We start from the raw sequence: 20478 nt of genomic DNA, 5'->3' as shown, positions 1-20478 counted from the left end.
GGGAATTTTGTACCCAGACAATTATTGGTTTTTAAACTTGTTTACACTTTTATTTCCTGATAAAATAGAAGTTATGACAAGATATAAAGCAATCATTTCCTATGACGGGTATGCATTTGCTGGTTTTCAGCGCCAGCCTCATGCGCGGAGCGTTCAAGAGGAAATCGAAAAAACCTTAACGAGACTCAATAAGGGGCATGCCATCACTGTTCACGGTGCTGGTCGGACGGATAGTGGGGTTCATGCTTTGGGACAGGTGATTCATTTTGACTTGCCCTATCAGATGGATGAGGAAAAACTCCGTTTTGCTCTAGATACCCAGTCTCCTGAAGATATCGATGTGATTTCGATTGAGATTGTGGCGGATGATTTTCATTGCCGTTATGCAAAACATAGCAAGACCTATGAGTTTATCGTGGATAGAGGGCGCCCCAAAAATACGATGCGCCGTCACTATGCTACTCACTTTCCTTATCCGCTTGATGTGGAGCGGATGCAGATGGCAATCAAAAAGCTAGAGGGAACCCATGATTTCACCGGTTTTACAGCATCTGGAACCAGTGTAGAGGACAAGGTTCGGACCATTACAGAAGCGAGTTTAACAGTCGATGAGACAGGCCAATTTTTGACCTTTACCTTTTCAGGAAATGGCTTCTTGTATAAGCAGATTCGCAATATGGTGGGGACGCTGCTCAAAATCGGAAATAATCGAATGCCAGTAGAGCAGATTGACTTGATCTTGGAAAAAAAAGACAGACAGCTTGCAGGTCCAACAGCAGCACCAAATGGCTTGTATTTAAAGGAGATTCGTTATGAAGAATAATCGTATTTTAGCCCTTTCTGGGAATGATATTTTTAGTGGTGGTGGTTTATCAGCCGATCTTGCTACCTATACCTTGAACGGCTTGCATGGCTTTGTAGCTGTAACTTGTTTGACGGCCTTGACCGAAAAGGGCTTTGAAGTCTTCCCTACGGATGATACTATTTTTCAACATGAGTTGAATAGCTTGCGTGAGGTCGAGTTTGCAGGGATTAAGATTGGCCTTCTTCCTACTGTCAGTGTGGCTGAGAAGGCACTGGACTTTATCAAGCAACGACCTGGAGTGCCGGTGGTATTGGACCCCGTCTTGGTCTGTAAGGAAACGCATGATGTGGCAGTCAGCCAACTCTGTCAAGAGTTGATTCGCTTTTTCCCTCATATCAGTGTGATTACGCCTAATCTTCCTGAAGCCGAATTATTAGCGGGTCAAGAGATCAAAACCTTGGAAGACATGAAGGTAGCAGCACAGAAATTACATGATTTAGGAGCGCCAGCAGTCATTATCAAGGGAGGTAATCGCCTTAGTCAGGACAAGGCTGTGGATGTCTTTTATGATGGACAAACTTTCACTGTCCTAGAAAATCCCGTTATCCAAGGCCAAAATGCTGGTGCAGGTTGTACCTTTGCCTCAAGCATTGCCAGTCACTTGGTTAAAGGTGATGAACTTTTACCAGCAGTAGAAAGTTCTAAAGCTTTCGTTTACCGTGCTATTGCACAAGCAGATCAATATGGAGTAAGACAATATGAAGCAAACCAAAACAACTAAAATCGCCCTTGTATCCCTCTTAACCGCCCTTTCTGTGGTTCTAGGTTATTTCTTAAAAATTCCAACACCAACAGGTATTCTAACTCTCTTAGATGCGGGTATCTTCTTTGCAGCCTTCTACTTTGGCAGTAAAGAAGGGGCTGTCGTTGGAGGACTAGCAGGTTTCTTGATTGACCTCTTATCAGGCTATCCACAGTGGATGTTCTTTAGCTTGATCAACCATGGCTTGCAGGGATTTTTCGCAGGATTTAAAGGAAAATGGCAATGGCTAGGCCTTATCTTAGCTACTATTGCGATGGTAGGAGGCTACGCCTTGGGTTCAACTTTGATGAATGGATGGGCAGCAGCCCTACCAGAAGTCCTACCAAACTTCCTGCAAAATATCGTGGGAATGGTTGTAGGGTTTGTGCTTAGTCAAAGTATTAAGAAAATTAAGTAAAGCGGCTGGAGAAAAGTTCTAAAAATCAGAAAAACGCATAATATCAAGTGTTGAAAAAACTTGATACTATGCGTTTTATTGTGGGAAGATTTTATACTCTTCGAAAATCAAATTCAAACCGCGTCAACGTCGCCTTGCCGTACTCAAGTACAGCCTGCGGCTAGTTTCCTAGTTTGTTCTTTGATTTTCATTGAGTATTAGATGAATATTAATCAAAATAAAGCAAGTCTTTGCTGGTGCTTGTAAAGAGGTCAAAGCCATCCTTGGTAACAACACCACAGTCTTCGATACGAACGCCGACTTTACCAGGGATATAGATACCTGGTTCAACAGAGAAGCACATGCCTTCTTCGATGACCATGTCGTTTCCTTCCATGATAGATGGGAATTCGTGGACATCCATACCGATACCGTGACCGAGACGGTGGTTGAAGTACTCACCGTAACCAGCTTTTTCGATGACTTCACGGGCAGTGCGGTCTACTTCATGAGCAGTCACACCAGGTTTGATAAAGTCAAGAGCAGCTTGTTGGGCTTCAAGGGTCAAGTTGTAAATATCTTTCTTGAATTGGTCTGGTTTGCCGACAGCGACTGTACGAGTCATATCTGATGCGTAGCCATTGACCATAACACCCAGATCAAAGAGGAGAAGGGCGTCTTTTTCGACCTTGTTTGCACCAGGAATTCCGTGTGGATTTGCAGCATTGTCACCAGTCAAGACCATGGTATCAAAACTCATTTCATAGCCTTCACGTTTTAAGGCGAAGTCGATTTGGGCGATGATATCTGTCTCTGTTTTATCAAGAGAGATATTGTCAAAACCAACTTTTACAGCTTTATCAGCATAGAGACCTGCAACCATCATTTTTTGCACTTCGTCAGCTGATTTGATGAGGCGCATGCGTTGGATGCGAGGAGTGAGGTTTTCGAACTCAGCATTTTCAAAGACTGCTTTCAAACCATGGTATTTGGTTAAGATGAGATTGTCAAACTCGACAGCGACACGTTTGAAATCGTGCTGAGGCAAAGCGTTTTTGATTTTTTGCCATGGATTTTCAGAATCCACATAGCCCACTACTGGGAAGGAAACAGTGCTGCTTGCACGCTCCACTTCAAGGGCTGGGACAAAAAGGAGAGGTTCCCGGTCCGCTAGGACAAAAAGGAACATTTGGCGTTCATGAGGGTCACTGTAAAAACCAGTGAGGTAATTAATAGTGACGGGGTCAGATACGACAGCGACGTCTAGTTTTTCTGATTCAAGATATGTTACGATTTGTTGTAATTTAGACATATGCTACCTTCTTTCTACCCCTCTATTTTGGCAAAAAAAGAGAGAAAATGCAAGAGAGAAGGGTAAAAGAACAGGCAAAAAGAACTCCGACAGGATAGTGGAGTTCTTTTATCTAATTTTCCTTAGTTTAAGAAAAGTCAGCCTTGCTTTTGACGTCGCTGTATTCTTCAGCGATTTCTTGACTGAGAATGTCCTCATAAGCAGGGAGTTGGATGTCCTGACCGTATTTTTTCCGGAGGGCAGTAGTAACCAGGCGATAAGCTAGATTGGCATTACGAGAGAGGATAGGTCCGTGGAAGTAGGAACCAAAGACATTCTTATAATGAACCCCTTCGCCGACCTTTTCTTCGTTGTTTCCATTTCCATAGACAACCTGACCCAGCGGTTTTTGGTCATCTGAGAGGAAGGTACGTCCCTGGTGATTTTCAAAGCCATAGTAGGTTTCATCAAAATCTTCATTGTGAATTTTGATGTCACCGATAAAGCGATTATTGGTCTGGTTGAGGGTATAGTGGCCCATGACACCGAGCCCTTCGATACGTTTGCCTGAAGCCTCAACATAATATTGCCCCAATAGTTGGAAACCACCGCAGATAGCGAGAACCACACCGTCATTTTGGATGTAGTTGTCAATGCTCTCTTTTTTAGCAGGAAGGTCGCCTGCGATGATGCTTTGTTCAAAGTCTTGACCGCCACCGAAAAAGGCGATATCATAGTGGTTTTCATCAAAGTCATCATGGAGAGAAACTATGTCAACCGTCACATGAGCTCCCAGTTTTTCAGCCACATACTTGAGCATGAGGATGTTGCCATTGTCCCCGTAGGTATTCATGAGGTTTCCATAGAGGTGGGCAATGTTGAGCTGATAGGGGTAATTGCCAGCTTTTGAGGAAAGTGAAGTATAAACCATTAGTTCATCTCCTTTCTAACAATCTGACGACTAGCCAGCAGTTCGCGGAATTCCAGCATAGCAGTATAGGTAGCCAGGATATAGGCATGCTTGCAGTCTTGGTTCTCAATGGTCTTGAGAACTTGTTCCAGATTGCTTGTCTCAGTGATTTTCTCAGCTGGATAACCCGTCACTCGTAGACGACGAGCGATTTCAGAATGACGGACACCGCCAGCGTTGATTTCTGGAATGTCCATGTCAGTGATTTGTTCAAAGTCAGCATCCCAGATCCAACTGGTGTCAATCCCATCAGCATAGTTGGCGTTGAGAAGGACAGAAAGACTAAATGGATAAGGCGCTAGTTTAATCATCTCGATAGCTTGAGTTGCACCGACTGGATTCTTAATCAAGACGAGAGTACATTCCTTGTCACCGATATGGAAGGTTTCCTGGCGTCCAAAGACAGCACGGCTCTTGTCAAATCCTTGCTTGATCCGTTGCGAATCTGCACCGAGGAAACGGGCAATAGCAACCGCAGCTAGCGCATTGTAGATGTTGTAAAGTCCACCGATTTGGATTCCGTATTCTTGTCCGTCAATGACAAAGCGGGAGCGATTGTTGCTCAACTCAACCAGTTCTGTCAAGCGATAGTCGAGATCAGGACGTTTGCAACCACAATTTTCACAGATATAGGCACCCAAGTTGGCATAGGTATTGAGTTCATATTTTAGTATGCCTTGACAGTCGGGGCAGAGAATCCCTTCGGTATTGTAGTGAGCAAGCTTTGCTGGACCTTTTTCCAAGTCAAAACCAAAATACTCTACAGGATTTGGAATAGCTGGCTTGTAGAAAAGTGGACTGTCACCATTGAGGAGAACAGTAGCCGTAGGCACCTTACGGATGGCATCCAAAATCATGTTATAAGTTGTGTAAATCTCACCATAGCGGTCCATCTGGTCACGGAAAATATTAGTGATAACAAAAAGGCTAGGATGGATGTAGTCACAGATACGAGAAAGACTGGCCTCGTCAATTTCTAGAACGGCAATGTTTTTCCCGGTTTTAGAGGATTTGGCCGTCAAGAAGGTTGTCGTTATCCCTGTGATCATGTTGGCACCACTTGGATTGGTCAGAACCTGACCATAAACCTCTTTTAAGATGCCGACAGTGAGGGCAGTTGTCAGGGTTTTTCCGTTGGTTCCAGTGACCACGACAATCTCGTAGTTCTTAGCTAGATGTTGTAAAATATCTTTATCAAATTGAAGGGCGAGTTTTCCTGGGAGCGTGCTTCCACGGCCAAGACGGCTTAAAACGAAGTGGGAAGAACGCCCAGCAAGAAGGCCCAAAGTAGTTTTTAATTTCATGTTTCTATTATATCATACTGCGCCCAGCAGTCCAATAACTAAAGTAACCTCTAAGATCAACTAAAGAAGTAACCTTAGAAGTGCTTTTTAGGTTCTGATTAAACCAAACCAATCAAATACAATATCTTTGGATTTGATAACTTTGGCAACTTTAAGAAATAAATCTTTCTCACTCTGAATATAAGAAAGGAGAGGACATCGATTATCCTCTACAGGTTTTAAAATTTCATTAATCCATTATAACTGACAAAGATACCTAACTTTTGGGATTTAGATCATTTTTTGGAAAGTCTCTTTTATAATAAATTACGAATTTTTTCTTTTATAAATGCGTTAAGAGGATAGTGTTTATCAAGATATTCTAGGAGTTCCTGAGCAGATTCAGAAATTCGTTCGTAACCTTGCAAAAAGTGAGGCAATTGTTTGGCCTCGTTTGGATAACCTTTTTCAAATCTTCTGTTGCTGTTAAAAATATCTATAAAATCAGATTTAGAAGTTTTTTCCAAATTGATTAGTTCGGTCCAAAGCTTGACGGATCTGTTTTGGATGAAATCATAAGCAGCCAATTTTTCGCCTCGTTGATAGCGACCTAGTCCTATATATAGGTTGCATAAAATTTCTCCCAACAGCCATTCACGGTCTCTATTTTCTTTTGATGGCAATCTTTGTGGCTGGCAGATTGTTCCATCAAAACCGACCTCCTTCCAGATAATCTTGCCTTCAGCGAAGGGAATGTTTACTAGTTCATGAGCTTCAAAGACAGCAAATTCACAAAAAACATCATCTTCAAATAGAACTTTATGTCCGTCCACTGTATTTTGGTAGTGAAATGCAATTGGTTCTAGATTACTTAACCAAGTTAGATCCTGTATATAGGCCTGCTTGTAGCCATCTTTTACAATAACAAAAAAATCCAAATCTGAGTATTGATCCAATCGGTCTCTTTCTACTCCGCAAGAACCAAGTGCCAGCAAAGCTAGTGCTTGTCTAGAATCTTTTAGAGACTGACCAATATCATCTAGTCTTTGTAACAGTAATTCTGTTTTATTCATATCGTTACCTCATTATTTCTTGTTTACAGACATTATATAGTTAATATTTTCGAAAGTCAATTTCATCCCATACCAAATATATACTAATGTAATATGGGATTTCTTTCGATATTTTTTACAATGATAAGGTTTAAACATTTTGCGGAGTATTGCTCATATTATCAAGAACGAAGAAATTTGAAGTATCCTTTGATTGATTAGAAAGTGATTCTTATCTTTAAAAAGATTAAATAATTTGTAAAATATTTAAGAAGAAAAAATATATCGACTTAGCCATCAAGTTGCAAACAGTAAAATCTTCTCACAAATGATGAAAATACACATATGACCGCGCGAAGAGTGCCTAATTTACCTAATTAGGCACGAAACAATCATTGCAAAATATCTTTTTAAATTACTCATAAAACGATGAGTTGAAGCAAGTTATTTAAAGTCATATGTATTGCTGATATTTAAAAGAGCGACCTGAGACTCAATATATAATTAGGACTGCTAAGTAAAGTGTGGACATTATATCATAAAAGAAAGAAAAGACAGATTTGAGATTTCTCAGAAACAAAAACAGCCCGAAGAGGGCTGTGAGTGATTAGTTCTGAAACCAAGTTGCGATTGGGAAGTCGTTTTGTTTCAGTTCCAGTTTTGTTTTAGTTAGAAGTTGGCCATTTTCTAAAGAATACAATAACAAATGTTGATTGGTTACGACCAATATCTTGTTTGTCAAACTTGTATCGATGTGTATTATCTCTTCTGTAGAATCAGGCAAATCTTTTCTGACATTAATCAGATAGCTAGATTCATCAGAGAGATTGACAATAGATAAGGCACAGCGATCATTTCCATCCGCCTCATGTTTTACAATCAATCGGTCTTCTTTCGGTGTTTTATAAAGAAGATTTGGGTTGTCCTCTGGTAGCTTGATGAAGTGCTTTTCCTTACTAGACAAGTTCATGACAAGTATGCGATTGTCTGGATCTTTGGAGAAAGTTTCTGTATTTCGAGTATAAGCAACGCTACTGTAATAAATGTCACCGATTAATTCAGAAGAAGTCAACATTTCAACGATCTTTCCTTCGCTTGTCAGAGGTGTGCGAGACAATTCCTTTAGTTGGTCATTTTCGTCCAATTCAACTAAATATCCATCAAACACTAAAGCGGGTCGTTGACGAGACTCATCGTGAAATCCCAGACCGAGGTAGAGGCGATTCCTTCTTCCATGAAACTGGATTGGAAAGGAAGTGGATTCGGAGAATGCTTTCTGAGTAATCAGCTTTCCTGAGATGTCAAACATACTGAGCACTCCATCCTCAGTTGTAGTTTGGCCTGTGTAGAAGAACTTGTCTGATACTCCAGCTCCCGAATAAGCATAGAAGGGAGTAGAAGTTTTCCGGATGTCCCCTGTCTGAAAGTCAAGGGATACGATGTTCTGAGTGGATGCCTTCCCTCTGGTATTTCCAGATGAGAAGACGAGATAGCGATTGTCAAACCGTCCCTGAGGAAACCAGAAATTGACATCTTCTGCAATGGAGACGTCCTCAGTCTTCGTGAGCTGAAACTGATCGTTTTGCAACTGATAACTTTGAATGGATTTCGAATTGACAAGGTAAAAATCAACAGTCTGATTGACTTTGAATTGCTGTTTTTGAGGTGAAATCAAGCGAAAAAGCATCCAGAAAAGTAGGAGAAAAATGAAGACTATACTGACACAGAAAACCAGTGTTTTCACAGCCGTACTTTTTTCTTTGGATAGGAAGGAAAAAGGAGAGTGTTTTGGTGATTTAACTTGCTTTCCCATTTGATTAGCCTCCTCTTTGAACAGAAAATGAAGACAACATCCTACACCTATATTATAAGCTTTTACAGCTAAAAGCACAAATAATCTTGTAAGGAAACTATGGATTGGATAGAAACAGACAAGCACCAAAATGGATACTTGTCTTGTGTAGAATATTTGAAATCTTAAATCGCAAACAAGTCATTCAAGTTCTCAGCCAAGGTTGGGTGAGTGAAGATTTGTTTTGTGAAGTAAGTGTAAGGAATCTTGTTGTCCATTGCAACAGTGATGATGTTGATGATTTCTTGAGAACCTTCTGAGAAGATAGTTGCACCGAGAATTTCTTTTGTTTCAGTATTCACAACAGCTTTGAAAGCTCCGCGAAGGTCGCCATTTACATGACCACGAGGCATGGCAGCAACAGGGATTTCCTTAACTGCGTATGGAAGTTTCAAATCAGCTGCTTGTCTTTCCGTCAAACCAACTTGTGAAAGAGCTGGTGTGATGAACATGGTGTTTGGTACATTGAGACGGTCTTCAAGTGTGTAGCTGCCATCTCCAGCAAGGTAGCTGTAGACAACACGGAAGTCATCAAGTGAGATGTAGGTAAATTGAGGTCCACCGTTTACATCTCCAACTGCAAAGACACCAGGAACGTTTGTCTGGCAGTGTTTGTCTACTTTAATAGCACCACGCTCAGTTAGTTCAATATCTGTATTTTCAAGTTGAAGTGGTTCTACGTTTGGTTTACGTCCAGTTGCGTAGAGAAGGGCGTCGAAACGGTAAGTTTCGTTTTCAGTTACGACAAGGACTTGGTCACCGTCGTTTTTGATTTCAGTAGTACGGATGTTTTGAAGCAATTCAATACCGTCTTCTTCCATGTATTGTTTAGCAAGAGCTGCGATGGAAGGTTCTGCACGAGGTAGGAAAGTATCCAAGGCATCTAGGACTGTAACTTTGCTTCCAAGTTTGTTGTAAAGACCTGCAAATTCAAGACCGATGTTTCCGCCACCAAGGACACCAAGTTTTTCAGGCAATTTGTCCAAGTTTTGGATACCTGTTGAGTCAAAGACGTTTTTGCTTGTAGCAAGTCCAGGGATTGGCAAGACGTTTGAAACAGCACCAGTGTTGATAACGATAGTTTCAGCAGTCAGTTCTTGTTTTTCATCACCAGCTTGGATTTCGATGACCTTGTTTGAAAGGAAGTGAGCTTCCGCATCAAATATATCCACACCTGTACCAGCAACAGTAGCATAGTTTTTACCGTTGAGGCGACTAGTGATAGTATTTTTGGTAGCAATGACTTCTTCAAAAGACAAGTCCTTCTCAGCAGCGACTAGCAAGGTTTTAGTTGGGATACATCCGATGTTGATACAAGTTCCACCGTACATAGCTTTGCTACGTTCAACGAGGGCAACTTTTTTGCCAGCTGAAGCCAATTTACCAGCTAGTGTCTTCCCAGCTTTACCAAATCCAATAACGATTAAATCATATGTTAACATTTATAGTCCTCCTGTTTGATTTTCATTCTAGCACAAGAAAACACTTTTTGCACAAATCTGCTACGGGAAATGAAGTAAGTTTGAAATGCTCCCTTCAAATCCTTTGATAAACAAGTTTCAGACCACTTTACTATTAGAAAATCGTTTACATGATTTTCCTTAAGGATTCTACTATCTTTTGCCCCGCTCTTGTGTTATACTAGATAGGTTGCAAAGAAACTAGTACTTTTCTTTCGTGGAAAAGAAGCAACACGGTATCTCTTTTTTGAAGAAGATATGTCATGAAAAGAAAAGTATAAACTAAAGCCCTATAGGGTGGCTTCGCACCACCTTTAGAAAGAAGAATAACGTGAAATTTAATGAATTTAACTTGTCTACTGAATTGCTAGCAGAGATTGAAAAAGCTGGATTTGTAGAAGCCAGTCCCATCCAAGAACAGACCATTCCCTTGGCTCTCGAAGGAAAAGACGTTATCGGTCAAGCTCAGACAGGTACAGGTAAAACCGCAGCCTTTGGCTTGCCAACCCTTGAAAAAATCCGTACAGAAGAAGCGACCATCCAAGCCTTGGTCATCGCTCCAACTCGTGAACTCGCTGTCCAAAGTCAAGAGGAACTGTTCCGCTTTGGCCGTAGCAAAGGAGTGAAAGTTCGCTCAGTTTACGGTGGTTCAAGCATTGAAAAACAAATCAAGGCTCTTAAATCAGGTGCCCACATCGTGGTAGGAACACCAGGCCGTCTCTTGGACTTGATTAAACGCAAGGCCTTGAAATTACAAGACATTGAAACCCTCATCCTTGACGAAGCGGACGAAATGCTCAATATGGGCTTCCTTGAAGATATCGAAGCCATCATCTCCCGTGTCCCTGAAAATCGTCAAACCTTGCTCTTTTCAGCAACCATGCCAGATGCTATCAAACGTATTGGTGTTCAGTTTATGAAAGACCCTGAGCATGTGAAGATTGCTGCCAAGGAATTGACAACAGAGCTAGTGGATCAGTACTATATCCGTGTTAAGGAACAAGAAAAATTTGATACTATGACCCGTCTCATGGACGTGGAACAACCTGAATTATCCATTGTATTCGGTCGTACCAAACGCCGTGTGGATGAATTGACTCGTGGACTGAAAATCCGTGGCTTCCGTGCAGAAGGAATTCATGGTGACCTAGACCAAAATAAACGCCTTCGTGTCCTTCGTGATTTTAAAAATGGCAATCTTGATGTTCTAGTTGCGACAGACGTTGCAGCACGTGGTTTGGATATCTCAGGTGTGACCCATGTCTACAACTACGATATTCCACAAGATCCTGAAAGTTATGTTCATCGTATCGGTCGTACAGGTCGTGCTGGTAAGTCAGGTCAGTCTATTACCTTTGTTTCTCCAAACGAAATGGGCTACCTTCAAATCATCGAAAACTTGACCAAGAAGCGCATGAAAGGTCTTAAACCTGCAAGTGCAGAGGAAGCCTTCCAAGCTAAAAAGCAAGTGGCGCTCAAGAAAATCGAACGTGATTTCGCAAATGAAGAAATTCGTTCCAACTTTGAGAAATTTGCTAAAGACGCTCGTAAATTAGCTGCAGAATTTAGTCCTGAAGAATTGGCTATGTATATCTTGAGTTTGACTGTCCAAGACCCTGACAGCCTTCCAGAAGTTGAGATTGCACGTGAAAAACCATTGCCATTTAAACCATCAGGTAATGGCTTCGGTGGCAAAGCTAAGGGAGGTCGAGGAGGCCGTCGTGGAGACGACCGTCGAGATCGTGATCGCCGTGGCAATGGTCGTCGTGATGAGTTCAAGAAAGGTAGTCGTGGAAACGACCGCTTTGATAAAGACAGACGTTACCGTAATAAAGACAATAAAAAACCTCGCAACACTTCAAGCGAAAAGAAAACAGGCTTTGTTATTCGTAACAAGGGAGACAAATAGAAAAAAGCGATTCACTGGGTGAATCGCTTTTATATATATAAGGAGACCGATAGTAAAAGAAGATGGTGATAGTAAAGGATAGGTGAAACGGAAAGGGATTTACCATGTCATCTTCTTATAATGTTATAATATCAAAAATAAAATAGGATGTCAATAAAAAAATCGCTTTTTTTCTAAAATATTTTTGCTGTTCAAAATTGCAATTAAATAAGCAATTTTCAGATAATAATTGAAAATTCACGCTCTTTATGTTATAATGGTAGCGATTAAATGCGAGGTAAAAAATGGCACACTTATTAGAGAAAACAAGAAAAATTACTTCTATTTTGAAACGCTCAGAGGAGCAACTTCAAGATGAACTTCCTTACAATGCGATTACACGCCAGTTGGCAGATATTATTGATTGTAACGCTTGTATTGTGAATAGCAAGGGACGCCTTTTAGGCTACTTCATGCGTTATAAAACGAATACAGATCGTGTAGAGCAGTTTTTTCAAACTAAGATTTTTCCAGATGATTATATTCAAGGTGCAAACATGATCTATGATACGGAAGCCAACCTTCCTGTTGAACATGATTTGACCATTTTCCCTGTAGAGAGCCGTGCGGATTTTCCAGATGGTTTGACGACCATTGCTCCGATTCATGTGTCAGGGATTCGCCTAGGTTCGTTGATCATTTGGCGCAATGATAAGAAATTTGAAGATGAAGATTTGATCCTTGTCGAGATTGCGAGCACGGTGGTAGGGATTCAACTGTTGAACTTCCAACGTGAAGAGGATGAGAAAAATATTCGCCGTCGTACTGCTGTTACCATGGCGGTTAATACCCTTTCCTATTCAGAACTTCGTGCCGTATCAGCCATTTTAGCTGAATTGGATGGAAATGAAGGGCAGCTGACTGCATCAGTTATTGCAGATCGTATTGGCATTACGCGCTCAGTGATTGTCAATGCGCTTCGTAAATTGGAGTCGGCTGGAATTATTGAGAGCCGTTCACTCGGAATGAAGGGGACTTATCTCAAAGTTCTAATTGGTGATATTTTTGAGGAAGTGAAAAAGAGGGACTACTAATGGCAAAGGCTTTAATCTCGATTGACTATACAGAGGATTTCGTAGCAGACCATGGAAAGCTAACTGCTGGAGCACCTGCTCAAGCCATATCAAAAGCCATTGATCAGGTAACTAGATTGGCTTTTGAACGTGGGGACTATATCTTTTTCACCATTGATGCCCATGAGGAGAAGGATACATTCCACCCAGAAAGCAAGCTCTTTCCACCGCACAACATCATCGGAACTAGTGGTCGTAACCTCTATGGTCCCCTAGCTGATTTTTATGCTGAGCATGGGGTGGATAGTCGTGTCTTTTGGATGGACAAGCGTCACTATTCAGCATTTTCAGGAACGGATCTAGATATCCGTTTGCGGGAACGTCGTGTAGATACAGTCATTTTGACCGGTGTATTGACCGACATTTGTGTTCTTCATACGGCTATTGATGCCTATAACCTCGGCTATCATATTGAGATTGTCAAGCCTGCAGTTGCCTCTATCTGGCCAGAACATCATCAGTTTGCTCTTGGTCATTTTAAGAACACTCTGGGAGCCAAGTTGCTGGATGAAAATTTGGCTGAAATCCAAGAATAATTCCCTTGGAAAAATGAAAAAAATCTGAAAAAAGTGTTGACAAAGATTTTGAAAGTTGATATACTAGTAAAGTAATCGACGCGGGGATGGCGGAATTGGCAGACGCGCAGGACTAAGGATCCTGTGACCGCTTTAGGTCGTGAGGGTTCAAGTCCCTCTCTCCGCATAGGGTAAGAGTTGGCTTTTGCTAGCTTTTTTTTGTTAGTGTGCATAGTGATTATTCAACAAGTGAGGTCTGCCTTTCTTGTTTTTTTCTTTTCTTTTAAATAGTGCTATAATTGCTATAATATAGATAGAAAGTAACCGTAAAAGCTCTTATACGAAAGATAATAGAGTAATGGATACTAATAGGTTTAGTTAAAGCAGATATATAAGTTAGGAAAGGAGGAGTAGATAGTCGTTTTGTATTTGAAATGAGTATTTCAAAAGTGTAAAGGAGGATTACGATGGGTAATGAACTTCAACGAATAATGAGTGCCGTTATTCAAATTCTCTTTATTATTTTACTACCTTCTATCTGGTGGTTTCTGACTGTGAGGGGGAAGGTCCCATTTATGGAATAGATGGGGCTAAAAGCTATCAAAAGAGTAAAAACTTTACAACTGATTTTATGGATGGTGGGGGGATTTTCCTTATATACTATTTTTTCTATCCTTATCTTTCCTCTTACTCGTGGTCTAGAAACAGCTACTTCGGCTTTTTCTGATATCGGTTCTAAGGCTTTACCAAGTGTTCTAATTTACAGTATTTTGCAAACATCTTTACCAGAGGAACTATTATTTAGAGGTTTTCTACTGAAACGAATGGCAAATCACATGCCGTTTGTCTTTGCAAATACCATACAGGCTTTCGCTTTTGGATTACTTCATGGAGTATTATTTGCTTCAGTAGTAAGTTTGGAAGTCACTTTTTTCATTGTATTTTTTACTGGAGCAATAGCAGCTTATCTTGGTTTTGTTAATGAAAAGAAAGCAGGAGGATCAATTATACCAAGTTGGCTAATGCATGCCACAGCCAACATCCTCTCTGGTTTAGTTTCTGCATTTTCTTTGCTTTGAGTGGATAAAGTTATAAAAATGGAGCTGGTAGAAATACCAGCTTTTTTTCAAAAAATAAATCAAAAAATATTTTTGATTTCATAAACATTTCATATTTGGATTTTATAATAGTCTTACAAATATGGAGGTGACAAATGAATCCAATCCAAAGAGCTTGGGCTTACGTCAGCAGAAAACGACTGAGAAGTTTTATTTTATTTCTGATTTTATTAGTCCTTTTAGCAGGAATTTCAGCCTGTTTGACGCTGATGAAGTCCAACAAAACAGTAGAAAGCAATCTTTACAAATCTCTTAATACCTCTTTTTCTATTAAGAAGATAGAGAATGGTCAGACCTTCAAGTTATCGGACCTAGCATCCGTGAGCAAGATTAAGGGACTGGAAAATGTCTCTCCTGAACTTGAGACGGTCGCAAATTTGAAAGACAAGGAAGCGGTGAGTGGTGAGCAGAGCGTTGAACGGGATGATTTGTCAGCTGCGGAAAAGAACTTGGTTAGCTTAACGGCTCTTGAGGATTCATCCAAGGATGTCACCTTTACCAGTTCGGCTTTCAATCTAAAAGAAGGGCGACATCTTCAGAAAGGGGATGCAAAGAAAATCCTTATCCACGAAGAGTTGGCCAAGAAGAACGGTCTTTCGCTTCATGACAAGATTCGCTTGGATGCTGGTCAGTCAGAATCAGGAAAAGGGCAAACAGTTGAGTTTGAGATTGTCGGCATCTTTTCTGGTAAAAAACAAGAAAAGTTCACAGGTTTGTCTTCCGACTTCAGTGAAAACCAGGTCTTTACAGACTATGAAAGTAGCCAAACGCTTCTGGGAAATAGTGAACCGCAAGTCAGTGCAGCGCGCTTCTATGTAGAAAATCCTAAGGAAATGGACGGACTCATGAAGCAGGTGGAAAACTTGGCTTTAGAAAGTCAAGGTTACCAAGTTGAGAAGGAAAACAAGGCCTTTGAACAAATCAAAGACTCAGTTGCAACCTTCCAAACCTTCCTCACCATCTTCCTTTATGGGATGTTGATAGCAGGAGCAGGAGCTTTGATTTTGGTCTTGTCTCTCTGGTTGAGAGAAAGAGTCTACGAAGTGGGAATTTTACTCGCACTTGGAAAAAGCAAGAGCTCGATCTTCCTACAGTTCTGTTTAGAGGTAGTGTTGGTATCTCTCGGAGCTTTGCTTCCATCCTTTATCGCTGGAAATGCCATCACATCCTATCTGCTCCAAACTGTACTAGCCAGTGGAGATCAGGCAAGCTTACAAGACACGCTGGCCAAAGCAAGCGGTCTATCAACCAGTCTCCTATCCTTTGCAGAATCCTATGTCTTTCTGCTCCTGATTGGTTGCTTGTCTGTAGCCCTTTGTTTCCTATTCTTATTTAGAAAATCACCGAAAGAAATTTTATCATCTATTAGTTAAGAAGGAGAAATCATGACTTTATTACAATTGCAAGATGTTACCTACCGTTATAAGAACACTGCTGAAGCAGTTTTATATCAGATCAAGTATAATTTTGAACCCGGAAAATTTTATAGTATCATTGGTGAGTCAGGAGCAGGAAAATCCACTCTCTTGTCCCTGCTTGCGGGTCTAGATAGTCCTGTCGAAGGTTCTATCCTTTTCCAAGGAGAGGACATTCGGAATAAGGGATATTCTTACCATCGCATGCACCATATTTCCCTGGTCTTTCAAAATTATAACTTGATAGATTATCTTTCTCCGCTGGAAAATATCCGCTTGGTCAACAAAAAAGCAAGCAAGGATACACTTCTTGAGCTTGGTTTGGATGAAAGTCAGATCAAGCGGAATGTTCTCCAGTTATCAGGTGGTCAACAACAACGTGTTGCCATTGCTCGCAGTTTGGTATCAGAAGCTCCAGTTATTCTTGCTGATGAGCCAACAGGAAATCTGGACCCTAAAACTGCTGGAGATATTATCGAACTGCTCAAGTCACTTGCTGAGAAAACAGGTAAATGTGTGATCGTCGTCACTCACAGTAAAGAAGTGGCACAAGCATCAGATATTACACTTGAATTGAAGGACAAGAAACTGACTGAAATATAGAATCTAGTTATTAAACTTTAAAATAGTATTAGTTGGTAACCAGATACGTGTAAAGTAATAATAAACAAAGTGAGTCTTTAACAACTATTTCCCGCAATAGTGATAGCCTAGATAATAACAGAGTTATTATCTAGGCCGGAATTTTTGAGACATATGGCTCAAAAATTAGGGATGAAATTCCTATAGGAAGTTGCTCCCGTTCACACAATCTAAGGGAAATAGTAAAAAAATAATTTATATAAGTTATAAGACATTGAAATAGAACAAAATCTAGAAAGGGAACCTATGTTACACAACGCATTTGCCTATGTTACAAGGAAGTTTTTCAAATCGATTGTTATCTTCCTGATTATTCTCCTCATGGCGAGCTTGAGTTTGGTCGGCTTGTCGATCAAGGGAGCTACAGCCAAGGCTTCTCAGGAGACCTTTAAAAATATCACCAATAGCTTCTCCATGCAAATCAATCGTCGCGTTAATCAAGGAACGCCACGTGGTTCTGGGAATATCAAGGGTGAGGATATCAAAAAAATCACCGAAAATAAGGCCATCGAGTCTTATGTTAAACGCATCAATGCTATCGGAGATTTGACTGGATATGACCTGATTGAAACGCCAGAAACCAAGAAAAATCTCACTGCAGACCGTGCCAAACGGTTTGGAAGCAGTTTGATGATTACAGGTGTTAATGACTCCTCAAAAGAAGATAAGTTTGTCTCTGGCTCATATAAGCTGGTTGAAGGTGAGCACCTAACCAACGACGACAAAGACAAGATCCTCATGCACAAGGACTTGGCTGCTAAACACGGCTGGAAAGTCGGAGATAAGGTCAAACTAGACTCCAATATCTACGATGCAGACAATGAAAAAGGAGCTAAGGAAACAGTTGAAGTGACAATCAAGGGACTCTTTGATGGTCACAATAAGTCAGCAGTAACCTACTCACAAGAACTCTATGAAAATACAGCTATCACAGACATTCACACTGCTGCAAAACTTTATGGATACACAGAAGACACAGCTATTTATGGGGATGCAACCTTCTTTGTAACAGCAGACAAGAACTTGGATGACGTCATGAAAGAGTTGAATGGTATCAGTGGTATCAACTGGAAGAGCTACACACTTGTAAAGAGTTCCTCTAACTACCCAGCTCTAGAGCAATCCATCTCTGGTATGTACAAGATGGCCAACCTCCTCTTCTGGGGTAGCTTGAGCTTCTCAGTTCTTCTCCTTGCACTCTTGCTCAGCCTTTGGATCAATGCTCGTCGCAAGGAAGTGGGGATCCTCCTCTCTATCGGTCTCAAGCAGGCAAGTATCTTGGGGCAATTCATCACCGAATCGATCTTGATTGCCATCCCTGCTCTCGTTTCTGCTTACTTCCTAGCCAACTACACAGCTCGTGCAATCGGAAATACTGTTCTTGCCAATGTCACTTCAGGTGTTGCCAAGCAAGCCAGCAAGGCTGCTCAAGCCTCTAACCTTGGTGGTGGTGCTGAAGTAGATGGCTTTAGCAAGACCTTGTCGAGCCTAGATATTTCTATTCAGACATCAGACTTTATCATCGTCTTTGTCCTTGCATTGGTTCTAGTGGTTCTCGTCATGGCGCTTGCCTCAAGCAATCTCCTTAGAAAACAACCAAAAGAACTCTTGCTCGATAGCGAATAAAAAACTTGCTACCTATTCTCCCCTAAATGGGGTATAATATAGGTAGCATTTTTATCTATTTTGCCTTGATAGGAAGAGGTCCTATCAAGGCAAAATAGAAAGATTTACAAGAAATTTAAAGGAATGTGAAACGTTTTTTCTATGAAAATTTTAATTGTAGAAGATGAAGAGATGATCCGTGAGGGAATCAGTGACTATTTGACAGATCGTGGTTATGAAACCATTCAGGCAGCAGACGGTGAGGAAGCTTTGGAGCAATTTTCAAACTATGAAGTTGCCTTAGTTTTACTGGATATCCAGATGCCCAAGCTCAATGGTTTAGAAGTCCTAGCTGAGATTCGTAAGACCAGTCAGGTTCCTGTCTTGATGCTGACTGCCTTTCAGGATGAGGAATACAAGATGAGTGCCTTTGCTTCTCTAGCAGATGGCTATCTGGAAAAACCCTTCTCCCTCTCCCTCTTAAAAGTGAGGGTAGACGCGATTTTCAAGCGCTACTACGATACAGGACGAATCTTTTCCTATAAGGATACCCAAGTGGACTTCGAGAGCTACAGTGCAAGCCTAGCAGGTCAAGAAGTGGCTATCAATGCCAAAGAGTTGGAAATTTTGGACTATCTGGTGAAAAATGAAGGACGGGCCTTAACTCGGTCGCAGATTATCGATGCTGTCTGGAAGGTGACAGATGAGGTGCCTTTTGACCGTGTTATTGATGTTTATATCAAGGAACTGCGGAAAAAGCTAGACTTGGATTGCATCCTCACTGTGCGCAATGTTGGTTATAAATTGGAGCGAAAATGAAACGAACAGGTTTATTTACAAAGATATTTATCTATACCTTCTTGATTTTTAGTGTTTTGGTCGTCTGTCTTCATTTAGCCATTTATTTTCTTTTTCCTTCGACTTATCTGAGCCATCGTCAGGAAACCATTGGTCAGAAAGCGACAGCCATTGCCCGGTCCCTAGAAGGAAAGGATAGGAAAAGTATCGAACAAGTGTTAGACTTGTATTCCCAGACTAGTGATATCAAGGGAGCCGTCAAGGGAGAGATGACAGAGGACAAGTTAGAAGTCAAGAACAGCCTTCCTCTGGACACAGACCGCCAGACCACCTCTCTCTTTATCGAGGAGCGTGATGTGAAAACGCAAGATGGTAGCGCCATGACTCTTCAATTTCTAGCTTCGATGGACTTGCAAAAGGAAGCAGAGCAGATTAGTCTCCAGTTTCTTCCCTATACCTTGCTGGCATCCTTTCTGATTTCCCTCTTGGTAGCCTACATCTATGCTCGAACCATTGTTGCACCGATTTTGGAAATCAAGCGGGTGACCCGTCGGATGATGGAACTGGATGCTCAAGTGCGATTGCGCGTGGATTCTAAGGATGAGATTGGTGATCTAAAGGAACAGATCAATAGCCTCTACCAGCACCTGTTGACCGTCATTGCGGACTTGCATGAGAAGAATGAAGCTATTCTCCAGCTTGAAAAGATGAAGGTCGAATTCCTACGAGGAGCTTCTCATGAATTGAAAACACCTCTGGCAAGTTTGAAAATCCTAATCGAAAATATGAAGGAAAATATTGGTCGTTACAAGGATAGAGACCACTATCTGGGAGTTGCCTTGGGAATTGTGGATGAGCTCAATCATCACGTTCTTCAGATACTTTCTCTTTCTTCTGTTCAGGAAATTCGAGAGGAGAAGGAGAACATTGACCTACTCCAAATGACGCAAGCCTTGGTCGAGGATTATGCTCTACTCGCTAAGGAAAGAGAGCTTCGGATAGAGAATAGCTTGACCCATCAGCAGGCTTACATAAATCCATCTGTGATGAAATTGATCCTTTCTAATCTCATCAGCAATGCCATCAAGCACTCCATTTCAGGGGGCTTGGTTCGTATCAGAGAGAGTGAAGGAGAACTCTTTATCGAGAATAGTTGTAGTCCTGAAGAACAAGAAAAACTGGCCCTGTCTTTTTCTGGCAATGCTAGTCGCAAGGCCAAGGGTTCAGGAATGGGGCTCTTTGTGGTCAAAAGTTTATTAGAACATGAGAAATTACCTTATCATTTTGAAATGAAAGATGATCGTTTGACCTTCTTCATGCGTTATCCTAAAGTCACACAAGACTAGGGGAAAGAAAGGGTTTACATTGATTGAGTTGGAAGAAATTCAATCTAAAGTATGGGAAAAACTAGCTTTTTTTGTCAAAAAGTGATAAAATGAACAATGTAAATGG

18 protein-coding genes and 1 tRNA gene are annotated in these 20478 nt (G+C 41.1%); 13 read left to right on the top strand and 6 right to left on the bottom strand.

Annotated features, from left to right (window positions below; all coding sequences use genetic code 11):
• Nucleotides 1-73: 73 nt before the first annotated feature.
• From truA to HMPREF1125_RS03790, 3 genes are read left to right on the top strand one after another with little or no spacing between them, the layout of a single operon-like run.
• Nucleotides 74-823: a tRNA pseudouridine(38-40) synthase TruA gene (gene truA / locus HMPREF1125_RS03800; RefSeq protein WP_004181706.1), complete on the top strand. Its 750-nt coding sequence runs from the start codon at nucleotides 74-76 to the stop codon at nucleotides 821-823.
• Nucleotides 813-1586, top strand: coding sequence for a bifunctional hydroxymethylpyrimidine kinase/phosphomethylpyrimidine kinase (locus HMPREF1125_RS03795; RefSeq protein ID WP_000794790.1), 774 nt, complete (start codon nucleotides 813-815; stop codon nucleotides 1584-1586). Before truA ends, HMPREF1125_RS03795 begins: the two co-directional genes overlap by 11 nt.
• Complete coding sequence (locus tag HMPREF1125_RS03790) at nucleotides 1564-2025, top strand: ECF transporter S component (RefSeq protein WP_000814964.1); 462 nt, start codon at nucleotides 1564-1566, stop codon at nucleotides 2023-2025. Before HMPREF1125_RS03795 ends, HMPREF1125_RS03790 begins: the two co-directional genes overlap by 23 nt.
• A 208-nt stretch (nucleotides 2026-2233) precedes the next feature.
• Here the strand turns inward: HMPREF1125_RS03790 and HMPREF1125_RS03780 are convergent, their stop codons facing one another.
• The 6 genes from HMPREF1125_RS03780 to HMPREF1125_RS03755 all read right to left on the bottom strand — a co-directional run bounded on the left by HMPREF1125_RS03780 (nucleotide 2234) and on the right by HMPREF1125_RS03755 (nucleotide 9894).
• Entirely contained in the window at nucleotides 2234-3316 is a 1083-nt protein-coding gene (locus HMPREF1125_RS03780) for a M24 family metallopeptidase (protein ID WP_000040940.1), read from the bottom strand.
• Nucleotides 3317-3443: 127 nt separating this feature from the next.
• Nucleotides 3444-4226 (bottom strand): lipid II isoglutaminyl synthase subunit GatD, encoded by a 783-nt coding sequence (gatD, locus tag HMPREF1125_RS03775; RefSeq protein ID WP_000263172.1) that lies wholly within the window; start codon nucleotides 4224-4226, stop codon nucleotides 3444-3446.
• Nucleotides 4226-5569 (bottom strand): lipid II isoglutaminyl synthase subunit MurT, encoded by a 1344-nt coding sequence (murT, locus tag HMPREF1125_RS03770; RefSeq protein ID WP_000770027.1) that lies wholly within the window; start codon nucleotides 5567-5569, stop codon nucleotides 4226-4228. The genes gatD and murT overlap by 1 nt, the downstream gene beginning before the upstream one ends.
• 296 nt (nucleotides 5570-5865) lie before the next feature.
• Nucleotides 5866-6621, bottom strand: a complete 756-nt coding sequence (locus HMPREF1125_RS03765) for a hypothetical protein (RefSeq protein WP_001043926.1) — start codon at nucleotides 6619-6621, stop codon at nucleotides 5866-5868.
• Nucleotides 6622-7207: 586 nt separating this feature from the next.
• Entirely contained in the window at nucleotides 7208-8413 is a 1206-nt protein-coding gene (locus tag HMPREF1125_RS03760) for a hypothetical protein (RefSeq protein WP_000517981.1), read from the bottom strand.
• 164 nt (nucleotides 8414-8577) lie between these two features.
• Entirely contained in the window at nucleotides 8578-9894 is a 1317-nt protein-coding gene (locus HMPREF1125_RS03755) for an FAD-containing oxidoreductase (protein WP_000958952.1), read from the bottom strand.
• Between the two features lie 349 nt (nucleotides 9895-10243).
• Between HMPREF1125_RS03755 and HMPREF1125_RS03750 the strand changes: the two genes are divergently transcribed.
• The 10 genes from HMPREF1125_RS03750 (at nucleotide 10244) to vncS (ending at nucleotide 20372) form a co-directional block, all read left to right on the top strand.
• Entirely contained in the window at nucleotides 10244-11821 is a 1578-nt protein-coding gene (locus HMPREF1125_RS03750; protein ID WP_000671084.1) for a DEAD/DEAH box helicase, read from the top strand.
• Nucleotides 11822-12105: 284 nt separating this feature from the next.
• Nucleotides 12106-12894 carry a GTP-sensing pleiotropic transcriptional regulator CodY gene (gene codY, locus HMPREF1125_RS03745; protein ID WP_000940727.1) on the top strand — a complete coding sequence of 263 codons (789 nt, stop codon included), beginning with the start codon at nucleotides 12106-12108 and terminating at the stop codon, nucleotides 12892-12894.
• Nucleotides 12894-13469, top strand: a complete 576-nt coding sequence (locus tag HMPREF1125_RS03740; RefSeq protein ID WP_001029653.1) for a cysteine hydrolase family protein — start codon at nucleotides 12894-12896, stop codon at nucleotides 13467-13469. Before codY ends, HMPREF1125_RS03740 begins: the two co-directional genes overlap by 1 nt.
• Before the next feature lie 80 nt (nucleotides 13470-13549).
• Nucleotides 13550-13635, top strand: a tRNA-Leu gene (locus tag HMPREF1125_RS03735).
• 397 nt (nucleotides 13636-14032) lie between these two features.
• Nucleotides 14033-14527, top strand: a complete 495-nt coding sequence (locus HMPREF1125_RS03730; RefSeq protein ID WP_000523121.1) for a CPBP family intramembrane glutamic endopeptidase — start codon at nucleotides 14033-14035, stop codon at nucleotides 14525-14527.
• A 134-nt stretch (nucleotides 14528-14661) separates the two neighbouring features.
• The gene (locus HMPREF1125_RS03725) at nucleotides 14662-15939 is read left to right on the top strand and encodes an ABC transporter permease (protein ID WP_001068270.1); all 1278 of its coding nucleotides are present in this window, start codon (nucleotides 14662-14664) and stop codon (nucleotides 15937-15939) included.
• A gap of 12 nt (nucleotides 15940-15951) precedes the next feature.
• Complete coding sequence (gene vex2 / locus HMPREF1125_RS03720; RefSeq protein WP_000173734.1) at nucleotides 15952-16584, top strand: ABC transporter ATP-binding subunit Vex2; 633 nt, start codon at nucleotides 15952-15954, stop codon at nucleotides 16582-16584.
• 285 nt (nucleotides 16585-16869) lie between these two features.
• Nucleotides 16870-18249 carry an ABC transporter permease subunit Vex3 gene (vex3, locus tag HMPREF1125_RS03715; protein WP_000903002.1) on the top strand — a complete coding sequence of 460 codons (1380 nt, stop codon included), beginning with the start codon at nucleotides 16870-16872 and terminating at the stop codon, nucleotides 18247-18249.
• Between the two features lie 141 nt (nucleotides 18250-18390).
• Entirely contained in the window at nucleotides 18391-19047 is a 657-nt protein-coding gene (gene vncR, locus HMPREF1125_RS03710; RefSeq protein ID WP_000697950.1) for a response regulator transcription factor VncR, read from the top strand.
• Entirely contained in the window at nucleotides 19044-20372 is a 1329-nt protein-coding gene (vncS, locus tag HMPREF1125_RS03705; protein WP_000831357.1) for a sensor histidine kinase VncS, read from the top strand. The genes vncR and vncS overlap by 4 nt, the downstream gene beginning before the upstream one ends.
• Nucleotides 20373-20478 lie beyond the last annotated feature (106 nt).

It is taken from the genome of Streptococcus oralis SK304 (assembly GCF_000287715.1).
Classification (GTDB): Bacteria; Bacillota; Bacilli; order Lactobacillales; family Streptococcaceae; genus Streptococcus; species Streptococcus oralis_Y.
This window is presented reverse-complemented; position numbering and strand designations above follow the sequence as displayed.